Raw genomic sequence first — 20,065 nt, 5'->3', positions numbered from 1 at the left:
GTATCGGAGGTAGGAGCATATTAATTTCAGTACAATACCTAAACAAAAAATAAAATAGGGGGTGGAATAGTGAAGAGAATCAAGATTTTTGATACTACTCTAAGAGATGGGGAGCAGACGCCAGGGGTAAATTTAAATCTAAAAGAAAAACTGATTATAGCAAAAAATCTAGAAGCTCTAGGTGTTGATGTAATAGAAGCTGGATTTCCTACAGCCTCCATTGGGGATTTTGAAAGTGTTGCTTCTATAGCTAAAACTATCAAAAATTCTACGGTGGCAGCTCTTGCGAGAGCAACTAAAGGAGATATTGATAGAGCCTATGAGGCAATAAGGGATGCAGAAAGTCCAAGAATACACACTTTTATTGCGACTTCGCCAATTCACCTAAAATATAAGCTTAATATGACTGAAGATCAAGTTTTAGAAAGAGCTGTGAGTATGGTTAAGTATGCTTCAAGCTTATGTTCTGATGTTGAGTTTTCAGCTGAGGATGCTTATAGAAGTAATCCTGAATATCTAATTAGGCTTTTTACTGAGGTCATAAAAGCAGGAGCTAAGGTTATAAATATACCTGATACCGTTGGGTATGCATTGCCAAATGACTATGGAAGTTTCATTAAGCATATAGTTGAGAATGTTAAAGGTATAGAAAACATAGATGTATCAGTTCACTGTCATGATGATTTAGGAATGGCCGTGGCTAATTCCTTAAGTGGTATCATGAATGGCGCAACTCAAGTGGAATGTGCCATAAATGGACTTGGTGAAAGAGCAGGAAATGCATCGCTTGAAGAAATAGTTATGGCTATTGAAACAAGAAAAAATTACTTAGACATGGAAACAGGAATAAAGATCAATGGAATATGGAGAAGCAGTAAACTTGTTTCTTCCTTAACTGGGATTGTAGTTCAGCCTAACAAGGCCATCGTAGGTGAAAATGCTTTTGCTCATGAATCTGGAATACATCAAGATGGGGTTTTAAAGGAAAAGTCAACCTATGAGATAATCACCCCTGAATCCATAGGAAAGGTTCAAAATAACAATATAGTTCTTGGTAAACATTCAGGTAGACATGCTTTCTCAAGCTATTTAAAAGAAAATGGCATTGAGATGGATGAAGAGGCTATAAACGATGCTTTTGACAAATTTAAAAAGCTTACAGATAGAAAGAAGAATATTACTTGGAAGGATATAGAGGCAATTATAAATAACAATGCCAATATAGCTGAAGAAACCTATAAGTTAGTTTCCTTCCAGACTCTTGGAGGTAATAGAAGTATACCTACAACTACTGTGGAAATTGAGTTTAATGGGGAAATTTTGAGAGAAAGTTCAGTGGGAGATGGTACTGTCGCTTCAGCATTTAAAGCAGTTGAGAGGGCTATTAATATACCAATAAAGCTTAAAGATTATACTATACAATCAGTTAGTGATGGGGAAGATGCACTGGGAGAAGTTACTGTAAAGATTGAAGAGGCTAACAATATATTTGTAGGTAAGGCGCTCTCAGGCGATATTATTGAAGCAAGCATAAATGCATTAATAAATGCAGTAAATAAAATGATAGAAAAAATAGAAAAGGATGGGGAATAGAATGGTAAAAATGTATTATGAAAAAGATGGAGATTTAAGTTTATTAAAAGGCAAAAAGGTTGCTGTAATTGGATATGGAAGTCAAGGACATGCTCATGCACTTAACTTACATGAAAGTGGAGTAGATGTTACTGTAGGATTATATAATGGAAGTAAGTCCTTTGAAAAGGCTCAAGCAGCAGGACTTAAAGTAGCTACTGTTAAAGAAGCTACAGAAAACTGCGATATAATTATGATATTAGTTCCTGATGAAAAACAAGCAAAACTATATAAGGAAGAAATAGAACCAGCTTTAACAGAAGGTAAGGCATTAGTGTTTGCACATGGTTTCAATATTCACTATGGACAAATTGTTCCTCCTGCCTTCGTTGATGTTTTCATGGTAGCTCCTAAAGGTCCAGGGCATATGGTAAGAAGAACTTATACTGAAGGTTCTGGTGTTCCATGTCTTATAGCTGTACAACAAGATTATTCAGGAAAAGCAAAGGATTATGCTTTGGCTTACACAATAGGTATAGGGGGAGCAAGAGCTGGTGTTCTTGAAACTACTTTTAAAGATGAAACAGAAACAGACTTATTTGGAGAGCAAGCTGTACTTTGTGGGGGTGTTACTGAGCTTATAAAAGCTGGATTTGATACTTTAGTTGAGGCTGGTTATTCTCCAGAAAATGCTTACTTTGAATGTCTTCATGAAATGAAGCTAATAGTTGATTTAATGTATCAAGGCGGAATGAGCACTATGAGATATTCAATAAGTGATACTGCTGAGTATGGTGACTACGTAACTGGAACAAAGATAGTTACTGAAGATACAAGAAAAGCTATGAGAGATGTACTTAAAGACATACAAGATGGAACTTTTGCAAGAAACTGGTTAGTTGAAAATGCAGTAAATAGACCTTACTTTAACGCTAAGAGAAGAATGGAAAAAGAGCACCCAATTGAAAAGGTTGGAAAAGAATTAAGGGGCATGATGAGCTGGATAAAGACTGATTTAGACTAGTTTTAGAGTTTGCCATAAATTACTACGGCTTTTATTTGACAAAAAAACAAAAAAAACTACAAATCGTGTTGACATTAAGGCGATAATTAAATATAATTGTCTTCGTTGAGAATACTTTCAGGCATAAGGGAGTAGCATACAACATTTAATGTTGTTGCAGAGTCAACGTACTGATGCTTTTCATCTGGCTTTGTATTAAATTGTGAGACTTATGTATAACGAGGGTTGCGTTATACATAAGTCTCATTTTCCTTTTATTCTTTAGGAAATTATAATTCAATTACATCTATGAATAAGTATGTGTAAAAAGCTCAAAACGTAATGTTGTTAAAGAATAAAAAAGAAAAATCATATCTATAAATCTAAATGAATTGTTCTAAGAATTAAAGTAGAAATAGAATTTTCCATATTTTTACGGAATTTTTATTTTTATATATTAAAGTCTTAATAACCTATGAATAAGATTTCCATTAAAGACTAATTAATTTAGGGGGACATATGAACGTATTATCAATTTTTCTAACTGGACTAGCTTTATCAATGGATGCTTTTGCTGTATCTCTTACTCTAGGAATAAAAGCAACAAACAAAGATAAAAAAAATATAGCCTTAAAGGCAGCACTATATTTTGGAGGGTTCCAGGGGGCTATGCCTCTTTTGGGATGGATACTAGGAATAAATTTTACACAGTACATAGAGAAGTTCGATCATTGGATTGCATTTGCCTTACTTTCAATAATTGGTGGGAAAATGATTCTAGATGTTATAAGAGATGAGGAAGATGAAGAAAAAGAACAATCAGCTACAACTAGTAACAAAGAATTCGTACTGCTCGCAATTGCAACAAGTATTGATGCATTAGCTGTTGGAATAGGATTTGCTTTTTTAAAGGTTAATATCCTAGAATCTGTCTTAATAATAGCATTTACAACTTTTGTGTTTTGTTTTATTGCAGTGTATATAGGAAAGAAGTTTGGAGAGCTACTAAAGTCCAAGGCAGAGTTATTTGGAGGAGTAATACTAGTAGTAATAGGTACTAGCATATTACTTGAGCATTTACATATATATTAAAAAATTCGTTATAGTATACAAATAAAGATTGATAGTATCTTAACACAATTTTAACAGTTATATTTTTAACAGTGTAAGTAATGGATATATTTTAAGGGGAGATAACTCTAAGGTTAAAACTATATTTAAAAATTCTGCTGAGTTATTAGCAGAATTTTTAAATATATAAGTTTAATTATAGAGTTAGCCTAGCCATCTACATATAATAGAAGCAGCTGAAACTAAATTTAGATCAGCTGCTTTTAGTTTTAAAGTATGTTTAAGAATAAATATTTTTACTGTATAGGAAGTTGTAAGCTTTAAAAGCTAGTTAAACCTAGATATTTAAATGATTTTGTAAGATTTCTATGGCTATACAGTAAAAAATAAAACTTATTCGCCTGCCAAATTTTCCTCATTTACATTCGGAAAGGCAGATGCGAAAAAAAACTCACTGAAGAAAGTCGCTTCAGCGACTTTTTTATTGAGCAGATGCACCTGTTGCAGGGGCAACATAAACTCTTTGCGCTAATTCGTCATCTAGCATATAAAGAGCTGCAGGATTTGATTCTGCTCTTCTAAGTTTTTTAATTATCTTATTGAAATTATCTTCTTCTTCTACTTGTTCATCTATAAACCATTTTAATAGGGATATAGTAGAATGTTCTTTTTCTTCATTTGCTATATCAGCAAGATTATATATTCTTCTCGTAACTTCTTGCTCATGCTCATAGCCTCTTTCGAAAACATCAATCATATTTTCAAATTTTAGTTGTGGTTTATGTATTGCTTCAAGGGTTACGTCACCATTTTTTTGATATACATAATCATAAAATTTCATAGCATGGAAGAGCTCTTCTTGAGCCTGAACTCTAAAGAAATTTGCAAAACCATCTAAATCCTCTGATTGGGCAAAGGCAGCCATTGCGAGATAAGTATAAGATGAATAAAACTCATAATTTATTTGTTCATTTAAAGCCTCAATTAATCTTTCGCTTAACATTTTTTATCTTCCTCCTAAATATGTTTATATAGTAGACTATTTATATTATTTGTAGTTATTATAAATTTATATGGTAAAATAATCAATATTTAACATAAGATATTCTTAAATAATAAATATTTTTTGTTGAATAAATGATAATATTCAGATAAATTACTAGCATAGAGTATTAATATGATTTTATATAAAAACAATTTCATATTAAAACAATTTTATAACTAATATATAGATAAGTTTAAGTTAAATGTGGTAATATATATAAGGAATAGAGTAGTATAGTGGATTTTATTACTCTTTAGCTAATTAAAAGTTTTTAATTTGTGGGTAAATTGAAAATGAAATAATAGAATTTATTAGCCTGACAGATGAACAAATTTCAGAAAAGCAGGTGTACAAAAAATATACGGCTAAGTTTTTTAGCGATCTTATAGAATTTAATAACTTATTTGTTAATTTAAGAAGAGGTGACATAAATGGAAAAGAAGAAAAATATATCTATGGCTGTCATAAAGAGACTACCAAAATATCATAGATATCTATTAGAATTATTAAAAAATGATGTTGATAGAATTTCATCTAAAGAATTAAGTGAGAAGATAGGATTTACAGCATCGCAGATAAGACAAGATTTAAACTGCTTTGGTGATTTTGGTCAACAAGGCTATGGTTATAATGTAAGAGATTTGTACAATCAAATAATTGCTATTCTTGGCCTTCAGAGAGATTACAATACTATAATAATTGGTGCTGGTAATATAGGTCAAGCGCTTGCAAACTACACTCAATTTGAAAAACTAGGGTTCAATCTTCTTGGAATGTTTGATGCAAATCCAAGATTGACAGGCATTAGAATAAAAGACGTAGAAATAAAAGATATAGACGGAATTAAAGATTTTCTAAAAGAAAATCACGTTGATATAGCTATTCTTTGTGTTCCTGACAACAATGCTCAAAAGGTTTGTGACGAACTAGTGGAAAATGGAGTAAAGGGTATATGGAACTTTGCGCCTATAGATTTAGTAGCTCCTAAAGATGTAATTGTAGAAAATGTTCACTTAAGTGAAAGTTTACTAACTTTGGCATATTTAATTAATGAGTCCCAAAATTAAATAATAAATACAAATACTAGTTTAAAAATTGTTAAAAAAGACACAAAATATATTGCAAATATATTCTTAAACAAGTATAATCATAATTGAAGTTTACGAGCTTCAATTATTTTTTTGTCTGTGCTTGTTATAATATTAACAAGCGTCGAAAAAAATTAACAAATTTAGTAAGCTTTTTATTGTAATATAAGATTATGCAAATAAAACTTATATGCTTTGTTAAGAATATAACTACTTTAAGGAGGCCAAAACAATGGAATTAAAAAATGTTATCCTTGAAAAAGAAGGAAATATTGCTATTGTGACAATAAACAGACCAAAGGCTTTAAACGCACTTAACTCAGAGACATTAAAGGACATAGACACAGTTGTATCAGAGCTTGAAAAAGACAAGGAAGTTTACGCTGTTATATTAACAGGAGCTGGCGAAAAATCATTTGTAGCTGGTGCTGATATATCTGAAATGAAAGACTTAAATGAAGAGCAAGGTAGAGAATTCGGAGCTTTAGGAAATAAAGTTTTCAGAAGGTTAGAAGTACTGGACAAACCAGTTATTGCAGCAATTTCAGGTTTTGCATTAGGCGGAGGCTGTGAACTTGCTATGGCATGTGACATAAGAATAGCTTCGGTAAAAGCAAAATTCGCTCAACCAGAGAGTGGACTTGGAATAACTCCAGGATTTGGTGGAACACAAAGACTTCCTAGAATAGTTGGACTTGGTAAAGCAAAAGAATTAATATATACTGGAGACATAATTAATGCAGAAGAAGCATTAAGAATAGGTCTAGTTAATAAAGTTGTAGCTCTAGAAAGCTTAATGGATGAAGCTAAAGCTCTTGCAAACAAGATAGCTCAAAACGCTCCAATCGCTGTTAAGTTATGTAAAGATGCTATAGATAGAGGAATGCAAGTAAGCATTGATGAAGCTATAGTTATAGAAGCAGAAGACTTTGGTAAGTGTTTTGCAACTGAAGATCAAAAAGAAGGTATGACTGCATTCGTTGAAAGAAGAGAAAAGAACTTCAAAAACCAATAATTAAATTTATGACTTTTTGAAAATTTCTTTAATTCATATTTAAATTTAAAAATATTAGTAAATACTAGACGGAGCAAGTAAAATTGCTCCGTGAAAAATGAACATATATAAAAGAGTAATTAATAGTTGCTCTATACTTAAATAAATAGCAGGAGGGAATAAATAAATGGATTTCCAATTAACAAGAGAACAAGAATTAGTAAGACAAATGGTTAGAGATTTTGCTCAAAATGAAGTTAAGCCAATAGCAGGTGAAATTGACGAGACTGAAGAATTCCCAATGGAAAATGCGAAGAAAATGGCTGCTTTAGGTATGCTAGGAATTCCTTTTGATAAGAAATATGAAGGTGCTGGCGGAGATGTTTTATCATACATCCTAACAGTTGAAGAATTATCAAAAGTTTGTGGTACTCACGGTGTTATAGTATCAGCTCATACATCACTTTGTGGATCAGTAGTTAATGAATTTGGTACTGAAGCTCAAAAACAAAAGTACCTACCAGATCTTGCTAGTGGAAGAAAATTAGGTGCATTCGGATTAACTGAACCAGGTGCTGGAACAGATGCTGCTGGACAACAAACAGTTGCAGTATTAGATGGAGATAACTACATCCTTAACGGATCTAAGATATTCATAACAAATGGTGGAGTTGCTGAAACTTTCATAATATTTGCTATGACAGACAAGAGCAAGGGAACAAAAGGAATATCAGCTTTCATAGTTGAAAAATCATTCCCAGGATTCTCAATAGGTAAAGTTGAAAACAAGATGGGTATCAGAGCTTCATCAACAACTGAACTTGTAATGCAAAACTGTGTAGTTCCAAAGGAAAACTTACTAGGTCAAGAAGGTAAGGGATTTGGTATAGCTATGAAGACTCTTGATGGAGGAAGAATAGGTATAGCTGCTCAAGCATTAGGACTTGCTGGTGGTGCATTAGAAGAAGCTAAGAATTACATGATGGAAAGAAAGCAATTCGGAAGACCACTTGCTGCATTCCAAGGTTTACAATGGTATATAGCTGAAATGGATGTTAAGGTTGAAGCTGCTAGATACTTAGTATATAGAGCTGCATGGCTTAAGCAAAATAAACTTCCTTATACAGTAGATGCTGCTAGAGCTAAACTATTTGCTGCAGAAGTAGCTATGGAAGTAACAACTAAGGCTGTTCAAATATTCGGTGGATACGGATATACTAAAGAATACCCAGTTGAAAGATTAATGAGAGATGCTAAGATAACTGAACTTTACGAAGGAACTTCAGAAGTTCAAAAGATGGTTATATCAGCAAACATTTTAAAATAGTTTTAGGGAGGACAGAAAAAGATGAAAATAGTAGTTTGTTTAAAGCAAGTACCAGATACTACAGCTGTTAAAATAGATCCAAAGACTGGAACTCTTATAAGAGAAGGTGTTCCTTCAATCATAAACCCAGAAGATAAGCATGCTTTAGAAGCAGCTTTAAGAATAAAAGAAGAAAAAGGTGCTCATATAACTATAGTAAGTATGGGACCTCCTCAAGCACAAACAGCTTTAAGAGAAGCATTATGTATGGGTGCTGATGAAGCTATACTAATAACTGATAGAGCATTTGCTGGAGCTGATACTCTTGCAACTTCAAACGCTTTAGCAGGAGCTATAAGAAAATTAGATTATGATATAATATTTGCTGGAAGACAGGCTATCGATGGAGATACTGCACAAGTAGGACCAGAAATAGCTGAACATTTAAATATACCTCAAGTAACTTATGTTCAAGGTGTTACTGTTGAAGAAGACGGTCTTTTAGTTAACAGAGCATTAGAAGATGGTTATGAATTAATAAAGGTTCAAACACCAGTGCTTTTAACAGCAATTAAAGAATTAAACGAACCAAGATATATGAACGTAGGTTTAATCTTCGAAACTGCTGGTAAAGAAATTCAAATATGGTCAGCAGACGATATAGATGTAGATAAGAGTGTATTAGGACTAAAAGGTTCTCCAACAAAAGTTAAAAAATCAATGACTAAGGAAACTAAGGGAGCTGGAGAATTAGTTCAATTACCAGCAAACGAAGCAGCAGAGTACGTATTAAGAAAATTGATCGAAAAACACTACATCTAAGATTTGGGAGGTAAAATATTATGAATATAGCAGATTTTAAAGGCGTATGGGTATTCGCTGAACAAAGAAACGGCGAACTTCAAAAAGTTTCATTAGAACTTTTAGGAGAAGGAAGAACAATTGCTGATAAGCTAGGAGTTAAGCTAACAGCTTTATTAATAGGAAACAACGTTAAAGGATTAGCTGAAACACTAGGAGCTCACGGAGCTGATGAAGTTTTAGTTGTAGAAAATGAATTATTAGAAAACTACACAACTGATGGATACACTAAGGTTATCTGTGACCTTGCTACAGAAAGAAAGCCAGAAATACTATTTATAGGAGCAACATTCATAGGAAGAGATTTAGGTCCTAGAGTTGCAGCTAGACTTACAACTGGTTTAACAGCTGACTGTACATCACTTGATATAGATGCAGAAGGAAAATACCTTCTTGCTACAAGACCAGCATTTGGTGGTAACCTAATGGCTACTATCGCTTGTACTGATCACAGACCACAAATGGCTACTGTAAGACCAGGTGTATTCTCAAAGATAGACACTGAAAACAAAGCAGTAGTTGAAGAAGTTAAGATTAGCTTAACTGATGCTGATGTTAGAACTAAGGTTGTTAAAGTAGTTAAAGAAGCTAAAGATATAGTTGATATAAGTGAAGCAAACATCATCGTTTCAGGTGGTAGAGGAGTTGGAAACAAAGAAAACTTCGCGCTTCTAAAAGATTTAGCAGATGCTTTAGGTGGAACAGTTGCTGGTTCAAGAGCTGCTACTGAAGCTGGATGGCTTGAAGCTGCTTACCAAGTAGGTCAAACTGGTAAGACTGTTAAGCCAACAATATATATAGCTTGTGGTATATCAGGAGCTATCCAACATACAGCTGGTATGCAAGATTCTGATATGATCATAGCAATCAATAAGGATGCTACTGCTCCTATCATGAAGATGGCTGACTATGCTATAGTTGGAGACTTAAACAAAGTTATTCCAGAACTTATTGCTAAAGCTAAAGCTAGAAAAGAAGAAGCATAAAATTATTCAATTAGTTAAACATAATTCTTGAATATAATTATAAGTCCTACCTAAAAAGGTAGGACTAAATATATAAATCTTAGGAGGTATACCCATGGAAAAGATATTTGTTCTTGGTGCTGGTACAATGGGAGCTGGTATAGTTCAAGCTTTCGCTCAAAAAGGATATGAAGTTATAGTTAGAGATATAAAGGAAGAATTTGTTGATAAAGGAATAACTGGAATCAGCAATGGTTTAAGCAAATTAGTTGCTAAAGGAAAGATGACTGAAGAAGTTAGAGAAGAAATACTTTCAAGAATATCAGGAACTACTGATATGAACTTAGCTGCTGACTGTGATCTAGTTATAGAAGCTGCAGTAGAAAACATGGCTATAAAGAAGCAAATATTTGCTGAATTAGATAAGATATGTAAGCCAGAAACTATATTAGCTTCAAACACTTCATCTTTATCAATAACTGAAGTTGCTGCTGCAACTGGAAGACCTGATAAAGTTATAGGAATGCATTTCTTCAACCCAGCTCCAGTAATGAAGCTAGTTGAAATAATCAGAGGAATGGCTACATCACAAGAAGCTTTTGATGCAGTTAAAGAAGTTTCAATAGCTATAGGCAAGGAACCAGTAGAAGTTGCTGAAGCACCTGGTTTCGTAGTTAACAGAATACTTATACCAATGATCAACGAAGCTGTAGGAATACTTGCAGAAGACATAGCTTCAGCAGTTGATATAGATAAGTCAATGATGTTAGGTGCAAACCACCCAATGGGACCTCTAGCTTTAGGAGATCTTATAGGATTAGACGTATGTCTAGCTATCATGGATGTTCTTTACAATGAAACTGGAGATACTAAGTACAGAGCTCATAGCTTACTAAGAAAGTATGTTAGAGCTGGTTGGTTAGGAAGAAAGTCAGGTAGAGGATTCCACAACTACGCAAAATAATAATTCATAAAATGAATTTTGAACACAGTCCTTAATAGGACTGTGTTTTTTGTGTTTAAATATCGATGAGAAATTAATTGATTATGCATCCGATGCTCTTTAGATGAACTACTCTATAATTAAACTAATACTCTTAGTCTTAGAGTTGTTCGTTCTTAACGAGCTTACGCAAAGAATTAATATGAGTTTGTCATATTTAATAGCTAAAACTGTAAACTCACTATGCTCTAACAGTACATCTTAATCTAATAATTCGTATGTTTTGATAATATAGAAGCTAATATTTTCCTCTGCTATATGGTAATAGTCTACTTTTTCTATATACAACTATTTGTTAATTAAATGTTGTTAAATATTTATATATGTAGATGGACAACCATATAATCAACTTTACACTTTAAAGATAGTTCTTTAAAATTAGCACGGTATTAAAAACAGACTTCGGACAAAACTATATCATTTTGCAATTACTTTTGAGTAACATTAGTTGTCTTACTGGCTTAGTAATTTCTCCAAAATAATATTGACCACTCCATAACCTTGTTAATGTTTTTAGAGTTTCATTAACCATTAATAGTCTTATTAATTCGAAGTAGTATCTGGGAGCTATTTCTAAGTATGTTAAATGATAATCTAATAAAAAACTAAATTATCAATATAAATATCATGTAGTATTTAGAGTTATATTAACTTATAAGTTCTTTAAAAAGGTGAATTTGTAATTCTTATTTCATCAGTTTTTATAAATCTGTTTCCTTCAAATAATCTATCATATATTAAATCCATATAGTCGAGTACCTTATCTAAATTCATAATTATGAAAAAACTAATGTATCTTTGGAGATACTTTGAGGCCACTCCATGAAAGATTGATAGCCACTTTTTCAAATTTGGCCAAAGATATCTTATCCTATACTCAGTCTCTACCTTAATTGATTTTTTCCTATTATGTCTCGTCGCTACTGAATTTATATATCTGTCCCCGTATGGAGCAATGTATGAATTTTTTTCTATTTTAGAATAGACTTTTTCATTAAAAGCTCTTCGATCCCATTGATGCTTAAATATTGGTTTTATAAACATAGAGTCTTCTTGTCCTTTTGCACCAATAACCCAAATGTTTTCTCTTGGGGTAGATGAAGCAATTATTTCTGCATCTCTACACCCTTTAAAGTTTTCTTTTATAATAACTTTTCCTACATGTACAATTCCTGATAAGTTATCTGGAATTGAGTCTATACTCAAGGCTTGAAGTATTTTATGTCTCCAATAAAAAGCTGTGCCAATGCTTATATTTAGTTTCTCTGCGCAAAATTCCAAAGTTTTATTTTCAGTCATTAATTCAGTAAACTCCATCCAGGTTCTAGTATTCTTTTTTGAATAGCTCCACAATGAATTAGTAGTACGTGAAAAAGTTTTTTGACAAACCTTACATTTATATCTTTGAATTCCGTTATAAAAACCATATTTAATATACCAAGTTGATTCACAAATTGGACAAACATCTACAATTCTATCTTTATAAAAATCTCTTTTTAGAACATCATTAGTATGCAGATCAAATTTTTTCAATTCAACATCGTGCTGTATCAAAAGGAACACCTCTCTAAGAAAAATTAATAATTAAGCTATCCTCTTAATACTTGCCGTATATTAATTTTTTAATCATTACCAACATTTATTTAATAAATACAATCATGATAGAAAAACTGATTGAAGCTATCTTCTTCAGTGAGTCTTTTTGACCAGAAGCTTTTTCAAAAGATAAATTAAGAAATTCTTGCAGTAGAATAAGTTTTGGTTTATTACTGTGGTTATAAAAAGCTTAGCTTTAATACTAAATCTATTTTTAAAACTCCTTTTATGCCTAATGAGATAATTTTAAAATATAAATTTTATCACTAAGTGATTTGTAAATATATGTAAGTTCTAATAAGTTTTATTTATAAAAATATTGAAGTAATGATATTCTATATGATTAATTGATGAAGCGAATTAAATAGAACGTATAAGTTAGCTAAATGATTTTATATATTAACGTAAATAAAATTAACACTTATTACTAATAATATCCTAAAGACATTATATAGATGTACAACTTCGAGCGGAAATCTATTTTATAAATACATAGAAGTTAAAAAAGCGAGATTGTAATTTAATTGGTACATCATTAATAGTCTTGTACAATTATTATAGATAGAATTAGGAGGCACTTTAATGGGCAGATTTACTTTACCTAGAGATATATACTATGGAAAAGGAACTATAGAGCAATTAAAGGAATTAGAAGGAAAGAGGGCAGTCATAGTTACGGGTGGAGGGTCTATGAGGAAGTTTGGCTTTCTGGATAAGGCTATAAGTTATCTAAAAGAGGCCAACATTGAGGTTAACTTAATAGAAGGTGTTGAACCAGATCCATCAGTTGAGACAGTAATTGAAGGCTCTAAGAAGATGCTTGAATATAAACCGGATTGGATAGTAGCAATTGGAGGAGGGTCAGCTATAGATGCAGCTAAGGCAATGTGGGTTTTTTATGAATATCCAGATGAAAAATTTGAAAATATAAAGAAGCCTTTTTCTATACCTAAGCTTAGGAACAAAGCTAAATTTGTAGCTATCCCTTCTACCTCTGGAACGGCAACTGAAGTAACAGCATTTACAGTTATAACAGATTATAAAACTAAAATAAAATATCCTCTAGCTGATTATGATATAACACCAGATGTGGCTATAGTGGACTCAGAGCTTGCAGAAACAATGCCTGCTAAACTTACAGCACATACTGGAATGGATGCATTAACTCATGGTATAGAGGCTTATGTTGCGTCACAGCATACCTGTTTTACAGACCCACTAGCATTGCAGTCCATTGAAATGGTTAGAGATAATTTATTAATCTCATATCAAGGAGATAAAGAAGCTAGAGAGAAGATGCATTATGCTCAGTGTTTGGCTGGAATGGCCTTTAGTAATGCATTACTTGGTATAACCCATAGTATGGCTCATAAGACTGGTGCGATATTTAATATTCCACATGGTTGTGCTAATGCAATATATTTACCATATGTCATAGATTTTAATAAAAAGACTTGTTTAGAAAGATATGCAGATATAAGTAAAAGGTTAAAGCTTCAAGGAGAAACTGATGATGAATTAGTAGAAGCACTTAGAGAGCTTATAAGATCTTTTAATGAAAAGCTTGGAATACCTAATAGTTTAAAGGAATACGGAGTTAAAGAAGAAACATTTAATAGTAACCTAGAACGTATAGCAGAGAATGCAGTGGAAGATGCATGCACGGGCTCTAATCCAAGAAAAATAACAAAAGAAGAGATGGAGAAACTATTCGTTTGTAGTTTCCATGGAACGAAGGTTTTTATATAGAAAATAGCATGGACTAATTTTTTGGACATTTAGTGGATTTCTTAAGTAATTAAAGTATTATAAAAAGCTTTTGCTATAAATAATTTTAATTATTAAATGAAAATTTGTATTTGGTGGTAAAGATTTTACTTAAGTAATTGTAAAAAACTAAATATAAAAGTATAATTATATTTAAGTAAAATATGTAAGTTGTGATAATGCTTGTTAAAGGAAATAACAACTTATAGACGAGTAGGAAAAGGTGATAAAAATGGATTATAGAGATGTGGAATACTATGATGATAAAGTAATTCTAAAAGATGTAGAAAACTTCAATATAAAGCAGGTTTTTGAATGTGGTCAATGCTTTAGATGGATAAGGCAAGAAGGTGGCACTTACATAGGGGTAGCTCATGAGAGAGTAATAGAGGTAGAAGAAAGCGGAAAAGATATAATAATACATAATGCGAATAGAGATGATTTTAATAACATATGGATGGAATATTTTGATTTAGAAAGAGATTATACAGCTATAAAGGAAAAGTTTTCAGGAGATCCTTTATTAGAAAAAGCAGTGGATTTTGGATATGGTATAAGAATATTAAAGCAAGATCCTTTTGAAATACTTATAAGTTTTATAATATCTGCAAGAAATTCTATACCAGTAATCAGCAAGACAATAAATAAAATAAGTGAGAAGTGGGGCTCTGCCATTGAATATAAAGGAAAGACTTATTATGCTTTCCCTACAATAGAGCAGTTTTCAAAGGCATCCTTAGAGGAAATAAACACTACAGGAGCGTCTTTTAGAAGTAAGTATATTTATGATTCTGTAGAAAAGGTAAAAAGTTGTAATGAGCTTTTAAGTAGTAAAAAGGCTATAGAAACAATGACTGATGAAGAAAAAGAATTACTTAAATATGATTTAAAAATGATTTCAGAACTAGATGATGATCAGTGTCATGAAGCTCTTCAAAATTTTAAAGGTGTTGGTGCGAAAGTAGCTGATTGTGTAATGTTATTTTCAATGAAAAAATACTCAGCTTTTCCAGTGGATGTATGGGTGAAAAGAGCTATGGCTCATTTCTACTTGGCTCCTGATGTATCGCTTAATAAGATAAGAATTTTTGGAAGAGATAAGTTTGGTGAGCTTTCAGGTTTTGCTCAGCAGTATTTCTTTTACTATGCTAGGGAAAACAATATAAAGGTCTAATGTGGATAAGATAAGGGCGGTAGAGGCATACTAGATTTGTATAAACTAAAGACAATATAAACCATCGTAAGTAGGCAACAAGATAGTATTTAAGTTAAATAACTTTTATTATCTTGTTGCCTATTTTTTTCTCACATTTTTAGATTTTTTTACTGAAATGTGAGAATCACCAGGATGCTTTGTTATAAATTTAAGGTACTTTATTATCTTAGCATCATTTTTGAGTCTTGCTATAGTATAAAGTTTTACTGACAACTCTTTGTTAGAATAAAGTGCGTGAATTTGTTTGTGACAAGGGATGCATAGCAATGCAGTAGCTAAATCTTTGCCGCCCTCTTCTCTTGGAATTAAATGATGAACTGTTACTTTTGAAACTTCCCTTCCGCATAAATCGCAAATATATTTCTCGTTGTACATAATATCACCCACAAATTAAAAGTTTTTATTATATTTAAGAAATTAGTCGAAATTATGGATGTACCACTTCTTAATAAAATTTATATTTTCAAACTCTTCTACTAAAGTCAGAGGAGTTTTGAAAATAGATTTTGAATTGAACTGGTACATCTTTAATCACAATATAATTATATTATCTGAATTCTTAGTCTAGATAATTCTTAGAGATTAATAAACCGATAATATTAAGCAAGATTAATATTTTAAATGCGAAAGAATTAAAAATATGACAATTATTGTATGAAGATAGTGAGATAGATGTTATAATAATGTGGAATATAGAAAAATCACATATTTTGTAAAACTAAATAAATGACTTATCTACAAAAACTTAATTTATACCTGTGGAAAAGTCAGAATTTATAGTTTTAAATGTGCATAATTTAAGTTTTCGTAATGTACTCCTTTATATCAAATATTAATAAAAAATTAAGGTAATACTAAGAAAATATCTAGTGTATAGATATATTTCGTATATTATACTATAGATACGGGCTTTTAATGAAAAAGTATTAGAAGTTGATAGTTCTGATAAACGAAAATTGTAGGAATATGTAGAACTATATAAGGTAACATTGGGGTATATTTATAAAATTGGACTTAAAATATAAGTTTAATTTTAAAGTGTTACATCAATGTGTAATATACTTAATTTATGAGGATATGTGATTATGAAAGAAAAATTGAGAAAGTATAAATATCATATTATAACAGCTATTTCTGTGATAGTATTGATAGCCGTATTTTATAAATATCTTGGTGACTATGTATATATATTTACCGATATAAAAAAGATGAAAGAAAGAATATTAGGCTATGGACCTTATTCATGGTTAGCATTTTTAGGTATGCAGATACTTCAAATAGTAATATTTATAATACCTGGAGAAATAGTTCAAGTAGCTGCAGGGTATATTTTTGGTCCTTGGATAGGCTTTGCTTTATCTATTCTAGGAGCAATAATAGGAAGTGCTATAACCTTTATATTATCTAGGAAACTAGGAAAACCTTTTGTACAAAAGTTAGTAAGTGAAAAAGACTTATGGTTATTAAAGAAAATTGAACATTTTAAAGAAGAGCATAAAGGAAAGCGAGATTCTTCTAAAAGTGTGGAGGATAAGCACAAATCTCTTAGAAGGATAGTTTGGCTTTTATATCTAATACCAGGAATACCAAAGGATGTTTTAGGATATATATGTGGAATATCCAGTCTCTCCTTAAAGGAATTCCTTGTTATATCTAATCTGGCAAGAGCTCCAATGCTTTTTGTATCCATATTTTTTGGACATAACCTTTCATTAGATAAGATATCAATATTAGTAGTTGTTTTAGTAGTTATGACTTTGATTCTTTTTATAGGAGTATTAAAGGGGAAAAAGCTAATCAATAGAGAAGAGAACTAAACTTAAAATTTTAGGGGGACTAAATGAGGGGGAAAATACATTTTAAAGAAGAAGCGTTTGTGAACTTAATTGCGGTGTTACTCATGGGAGTGACTCCGCTTATAATGGTTCCAGGAGCAGCAGATGTTTACTATACACCGAAATTATACTTTATTTATTTTATATCAGTGATATCGTTAATTTATTTATATGTAAAAAAAGATACCTTAACCTTCAACTGGATCGATAAATTATTACTACTTTTTATAGGGATTCTTTTTATTTCAAGTTTAATGGGAGTAGATATACAAAATTCATTTATAGGTAAGGTAACAGATAGAGAACCATTTTTATTATATCTATGCTATTTTATTAATTTTTTACTGTTATCAAAAAAATTTAAGTTATCCAAAGGCTTTATAAATATTTTATTGATTTTTGCATCAATTGTTTCTTTATATAGTTTCATTCAATTTTTTGGTATCAATCCTATACCTCTTGATAAGGTAAGAAAAACTATGGCTTATCAACCTTTTAGTACTATAGGCTATAGAAATGCCATAGGTGCTTATATAAGTCTATTTTTACCAATAGCTACTGCTTTGTTTATGTATAAAGGTGAGAAAAAATATATTCTTGCTACTGCAATTTTATTTTTGGGATTAGTAAGTAGTACCACTAGAAGTAGTTGGGTAGCTTTAATTGTCTGTATAGCAATACTATTTGTTCTATCTCTTAAGAATAAAAAGAGGTTACTAAATTTAGGTATAGTTTTGATTACTATGTTTGTGATATTCTTTGGTATAAATTACTTGAAAAGTGGTGCTATTAATGCAAGACTACTGTCAATAAGTGATGATGCTATGTCACTGAAACAGTCAGGAAATGAGATGGCTGGTTCTGGAAGAATATATATATGGAAGAATGGTATAAAATTGTTGTGGGATAAGCCTGTATTAGGATATGGTGTAGATAATTTTAGTACTGCTTTCTTAGGTGCGCATAAATCTGAAACAGAGTTTATGGTGAAAAGCTTAGGTGGAGTTGTTACAAAAGCTCATAATGAGTATTTACAGATACTTATATGCAATGGAATATTTGCATTGTTACTTTACTTATGGATTTTAGCTGCAATAGTACTTAAAGCAGGGGCTAAGGCAGTAAAGGAAGGAAATATACATCTAATAGCTATCACGCTTGGTATAATGGGTTATTGTGTACAAGCTTTTCTTAATATAAGTATAGTGAGTGTGGCTCCGATATTTTGGGCAATGCTCGGTATAGGTTGTGGAATGGCTATGCAAGAAGAATATGACTTTGGGTTAGCTAAATTATCCATATTAAAAAGCTTTAAAAGACTTGAACCTATTAAAATATTTACATTTTTAATTATGGGGCTTATTCCGTTTGTAATAATTCCATCTTCATATGATAGGTTTTATGAACCTAAAATACTACTTGTTTACGTTGTTGTTATGGTAACCATGATGTTTGTATATGATAGAAAGAGATGGTCCCAGAATACAATAATAGATTATCTTATAGCAGGTTTTATATTATGGCTTTTACTATCAACTGTATTTTCTGTTTATGTACCTATTTCTATAACTGGTAGGGAAACTAGAAGAGAAGGTTTTGTAGCTATAGTATTCTATTGTTTGATATTTTTGATAATGTATAAACATTTTAAGTATTCTAAAAAGATATTTAAATTAATTAATATCTTCATATGCATGATAGCTCTATATGGTGCAGCACAATATTTGGGATTAGATTTTATACCTCATGATGCTATTAGAAAGAACTGGGGAAATCATGCTTATTCTACAATTGGTAACAAAAACTTTTTTGCGACTTTAATGACTTTGTATTTACCGTTGAACATAACCTACTATTTAAGAACATCAGAAAAGAAATATTTATTAAGTTCTTCAATAATATTTTCAGGACTAGTAGCGTCAATTACAAGAAGCAACTATATGACTTTTGGCATTTATTCAGTAATCATCTTGTATTACTGTTTTAAGAATAAAAAGTATATGAAACGCTACCTTATATCTTTAGGAATTTTTGCTGTAATATTTATTACCATAAATTCTTTAACTAATAGCAATGTATTATCAAGACTTAGCTCCATTGGAATAGATATTACAAAAATATCAGCTAAGGATAATGATAATGTTGGAAGTTCAAGACTTTATATATGGAAAAGAGGTATTACTTTTATTCCAGAACATCCTATACTAGGTAGTGGACCTGATACCTTTGGGGTTGTATTTTTACAAAAGTATTTTGATGAGCTTGAGTATATGCAAAAGATAACTGGAGGTATAGTGGATAAGGCTCATAATGAGTACTTACAGTTAACAGTAACTAGCGGCATACCTGCGCTTATAATATATCTTTCCTTAATTACCTTGGTAACTTTAAGGCTTATAAAGAAGTTTAGAGAAAGCACTAATAATTATCAATTATTGTATTTAGGATTGCTTATGTCTATAGTAGGATATCTATTGCAAGCATTCTTTAATATAAGTGTAGTAAGTGTTGCACCTGTATTTTGGGCTATGCTTGGAATAGCTGCTAATGTAGGTGAGAATAATAAACCTAAAATAAATGAAACAGAAACAATATGTGAAGGATTGTAACTAAAAAGAGCTAATAATTAGCTCTTTTTTAGTTGTTTTTTTGAGACAACTCCATCTGAAAAAATCATTTAGTTTTAATAGTTCGTTCATATAGCATCTCATTTATAACTGCTTAATTTCAACTATACTCTTAA

At 31.3% G+C, this 20,065-nt stretch carries 16 protein-coding genes; 13 read left to right on the top strand and 3 right to left on the bottom strand.

Features of this window, described 5'->3' with window-relative positions:
• Positions 1 to 66: 66 nt before the first annotated feature.
• From J3477_RS15235 to J3477_RS15225, 3 genes are all read left to right on the top strand, one after another.
• On the top strand, positions 67 to 1,593 hold the full coding sequence (locus J3477_RS15235; protein ID WP_206871153.1) for a 2-isopropylmalate synthase: 1,527 nt from the start codon (positions 67 to 69) through the stop codon (positions 1,591 to 1,593).
• 1 nt (position 1,594) lies between these two features.
• Complete coding sequence (ilvC, locus tag J3477_RS15230; RefSeq protein WP_206870825.1) at positions 1,595 to 2,596, top strand: ketol-acid reductoisomerase; 1,002 nt, start codon at positions 1,595 to 1,597, stop codon at positions 2,594 to 2,596.
• 498 nt (positions 2,597 to 3,094) lie between these two features.
• Positions 3,095 to 3,667, top strand: coding sequence for a manganese efflux pump MntP (locus J3477_RS15225; protein ID WP_206870824.1), 573 nt, complete (start codon positions 3,095 to 3,097; stop codon positions 3,665 to 3,667).
• A gap of 460 nt (positions 3,668 to 4,127) precedes the next feature.
• On the opposite strand, the gene J3477_RS15220 is transcribed toward J3477_RS15225, so the two are convergent.
• Positions 4,128 to 4,649 (bottom strand): ferritin, encoded by a 522-nt coding sequence (locus J3477_RS15220; RefSeq protein ID WP_206870823.1) that lies wholly within the window; start codon positions 4,647 to 4,649, stop codon positions 4,128 to 4,130.
• A 473-nt stretch (positions 4,650 to 5,122) separates the two neighbouring features.
• Between J3477_RS15220 and J3477_RS15215 the strand changes: the two genes are divergently transcribed.
• The 6 genes from J3477_RS15215 (at position 5,123) to J3477_RS15190 (ending at position 10,869) form a co-directional block, all read left to right on the top strand.
• Positions 5,123 to 5,758 carry a redox-sensing transcriptional repressor Rex gene (locus J3477_RS15215; protein WP_206870822.1) on the top strand — a complete coding sequence of 212 codons (636 nt, stop codon included), beginning with the start codon at positions 5,123 to 5,125 and terminating at the stop codon, positions 5,756 to 5,758.
• A gap of 253 nt (positions 5,759 to 6,011) precedes the next feature.
• Positions 6,012 to 6,794, top strand: coding sequence for a short-chain-enoyl-CoA hydratase (locus tag J3477_RS15210; RefSeq protein WP_206870821.1), 783 nt, complete (start codon positions 6,012 to 6,014; stop codon positions 6,792 to 6,794).
• A gap of 166 nt (positions 6,795 to 6,960) precedes the next feature.
• Complete coding sequence (locus J3477_RS15205) at positions 6,961 to 8,100, top strand: acyl-CoA dehydrogenase (protein WP_206870820.1); 1,140 nt, start codon at positions 6,961 to 6,963, stop codon at positions 8,098 to 8,100.
• 21 nt (positions 8,101 to 8,121) lie between these two features.
• Complete coding sequence (locus tag J3477_RS15200; RefSeq protein ID WP_206870819.1) at positions 8,122 to 8,901, top strand: electron transfer flavoprotein subunit beta/FixA family protein; 780 nt, start codon at positions 8,122 to 8,124, stop codon at positions 8,899 to 8,901.
• A 20-nt stretch (positions 8,902 to 8,921) separates the two neighbouring features.
• Entirely contained in the window at positions 8,922 to 9,926 is a 1,005-nt protein-coding gene (locus J3477_RS15195; RefSeq protein ID WP_206870818.1) for an electron transfer flavoprotein subunit alpha/FixB family protein, read from the top strand.
• A gap of 94 nt (positions 9,927 to 10,020) precedes the next feature.
• Positions 10,021 to 10,869: a 3-hydroxybutyryl-CoA dehydrogenase gene (locus J3477_RS15190; protein WP_183278948.1), complete on the top strand. Its 849-nt coding sequence runs from the start codon at positions 10,021 to 10,023 to the stop codon at positions 10,867 to 10,869.
• A 702-nt stretch (positions 10,870 to 11,571) separates the two neighbouring features.
• Here J3477_RS15190 and J3477_RS15185 read toward each other — a convergent pair.
• Positions 11,572 to 12,462, bottom strand: a complete 891-nt coding sequence (locus J3477_RS15185; protein WP_206870817.1) for an IS1/IS1595 family N-terminal zinc-binding domain-containing protein — start codon at positions 12,460 to 12,462, stop codon at positions 11,572 to 11,574.
• 624 nt (positions 12,463 to 13,086) lie between these two features.
• Here J3477_RS15185 and J3477_RS15180 point away from each other — a divergent pair.
• Both J3477_RS15180 and J3477_RS15175 read left to right on the top strand, forming a co-directional pair.
• Positions 13,087 to 14,253, top strand: coding sequence for an iron-containing alcohol dehydrogenase (locus tag J3477_RS15180; protein WP_206870816.1), 1,167 nt, complete (start codon positions 13,087 to 13,089; stop codon positions 14,251 to 14,253).
• Positions 14,254 to 14,503: 250 nt separating this feature from the next.
• Positions 14,504 to 15,445 (top strand): DNA-3-methyladenine glycosylase family protein, encoded by a 942-nt coding sequence (locus J3477_RS15175; protein WP_206870815.1) that lies wholly within the window; start codon positions 14,504 to 14,506, stop codon positions 15,443 to 15,445.
• Positions 15,446 to 15,565: 120 nt separating this feature from the next.
• Here the strand turns inward: J3477_RS15175 and J3477_RS15170 are convergent, their stop codons facing one another.
• Positions 15,566 to 15,862, bottom strand: coding sequence for an HNH endonuclease (locus J3477_RS15170; protein ID WP_206870814.1), 297 nt, complete (start codon positions 15,860 to 15,862; stop codon positions 15,566 to 15,568).
• 710 nt (positions 15,863 to 16,572) lie between these two features.
• On the opposite strand from J3477_RS15170, the gene J3477_RS15165 reads away from it, so the two are divergent.
• Positions 16,573 to 17,304, top strand: a complete 732-nt coding sequence (locus J3477_RS15165) for a TVP38/TMEM64 family protein (protein WP_206870813.1) — start codon at positions 16,573 to 16,575, stop codon at positions 17,302 to 17,304.
• Positions 17,305 to 17,327: 23 nt separating this feature from the next.
• A complete protein-coding gene (locus tag J3477_RS15160) occupies positions 17,328 to 19,931 on the top strand; it encodes an O-antigen ligase family protein (protein ID WP_206870812.1) in 2,604 nt (867 codons plus the stop codon).
• Positions 19,932 to 20,065 lie beyond the last annotated feature (134 nt).

This window comes from Clostridium zeae (genome assembly GCF_017312485.1).
In the GTDB taxonomy this organism is placed as follows: Bacteria; Bacillota; Clostridia; order Clostridiales; family Clostridiaceae; genus Clostridium_AR; species Clostridium_AR zeae.
Note: the sequence above shows the minus strand (reverse complement) of the source record. Positions and strands in the feature narration are given on the sequence as shown.

What these genes read in the sequence shown, in the direction of transcription:
- ilvC (WP_206870825.1), top strand. Translation starts at nt 1,595, where the DNA reads ATGGTAAAAATGTATTATGAAAAAGATGGAGATTTAAGTTTATTAAAA.
- J3477_RS15165 (WP_206870813.1), top strand. Translation starts at nt 16,573, where the DNA reads ATGAAAGAAAAATTGAGAAAGTATAAATATCATATTATAACAGCTATT.
- J3477_RS15215 (WP_206870822.1), top strand. Translation starts at nt 5,123, where the DNA reads ATGGAAAAGAAGAAAAATATATCTATGGCTGTCATAAAGAGACTACCA.
- J3477_RS15160 (WP_206870812.1), top strand. Translation starts at nt 17,328, where the DNA reads ATGAGGGGGAAAATACATTTTAAAGAAGAAGCGTTTGTGAACTTAATT.
- J3477_RS15190 (WP_183278948.1), top strand. Translation starts at nt 10,021, where the DNA reads ATGGAAAAGATATTTGTTCTTGGTGCTGGTACAATGGGAGCTGGTATA.
- J3477_RS15225 (WP_206870824.1), top strand. Translation starts at nt 3,095, where the DNA reads ATGAACGTATTATCAATTTTTCTAACTGGACTAGCTTTATCAATGGAT.
- J3477_RS15210 (WP_206870821.1), top strand. Translation starts at nt 6,012, where the DNA reads ATGGAATTAAAAAATGTTATCCTTGAAAAAGAAGGAAATATTGCTATT.
- J3477_RS15180 (WP_206870816.1), top strand. Translation starts at nt 13,087, where the DNA reads ATGGGCAGATTTACTTTACCTAGAGATATATACTATGGAAAAGGAACT.
- J3477_RS15205 (WP_206870820.1), top strand. Translation starts at nt 6,961, where the DNA reads ATGGATTTCCAATTAACAAGAGAACAAGAATTAGTAAGACAAATGGTT.
- J3477_RS15170 (WP_206870814.1), bottom strand. Translation starts at nt 15,862, where the DNA reads ATGTACAACGAGAAATATATTTGCGATTTATGCGGAAGGGAAGTTTCA.
- J3477_RS15200 (WP_206870819.1), top strand. Translation starts at nt 8,122, where the DNA reads ATGAAAATAGTAGTTTGTTTAAAGCAAGTACCAGATACTACAGCTGTT.
- J3477_RS15220 (WP_206870823.1), bottom strand. Translation starts at nt 4,649, where the DNA reads ATGTTAAGCGAAAGATTAATTGAGGCTTTAAATGAACAAATAAATTAT.
- J3477_RS15175 (WP_206870815.1), top strand. Translation starts at nt 14,504, where the DNA reads ATGGATTATAGAGATGTGGAATACTATGATGATAAAGTAATTCTAAAA.
- J3477_RS15195 (WP_206870818.1), top strand. Translation starts at nt 8,922, where the DNA reads ATGAATATAGCAGATTTTAAAGGCGTATGGGTATTCGCTGAACAAAGA.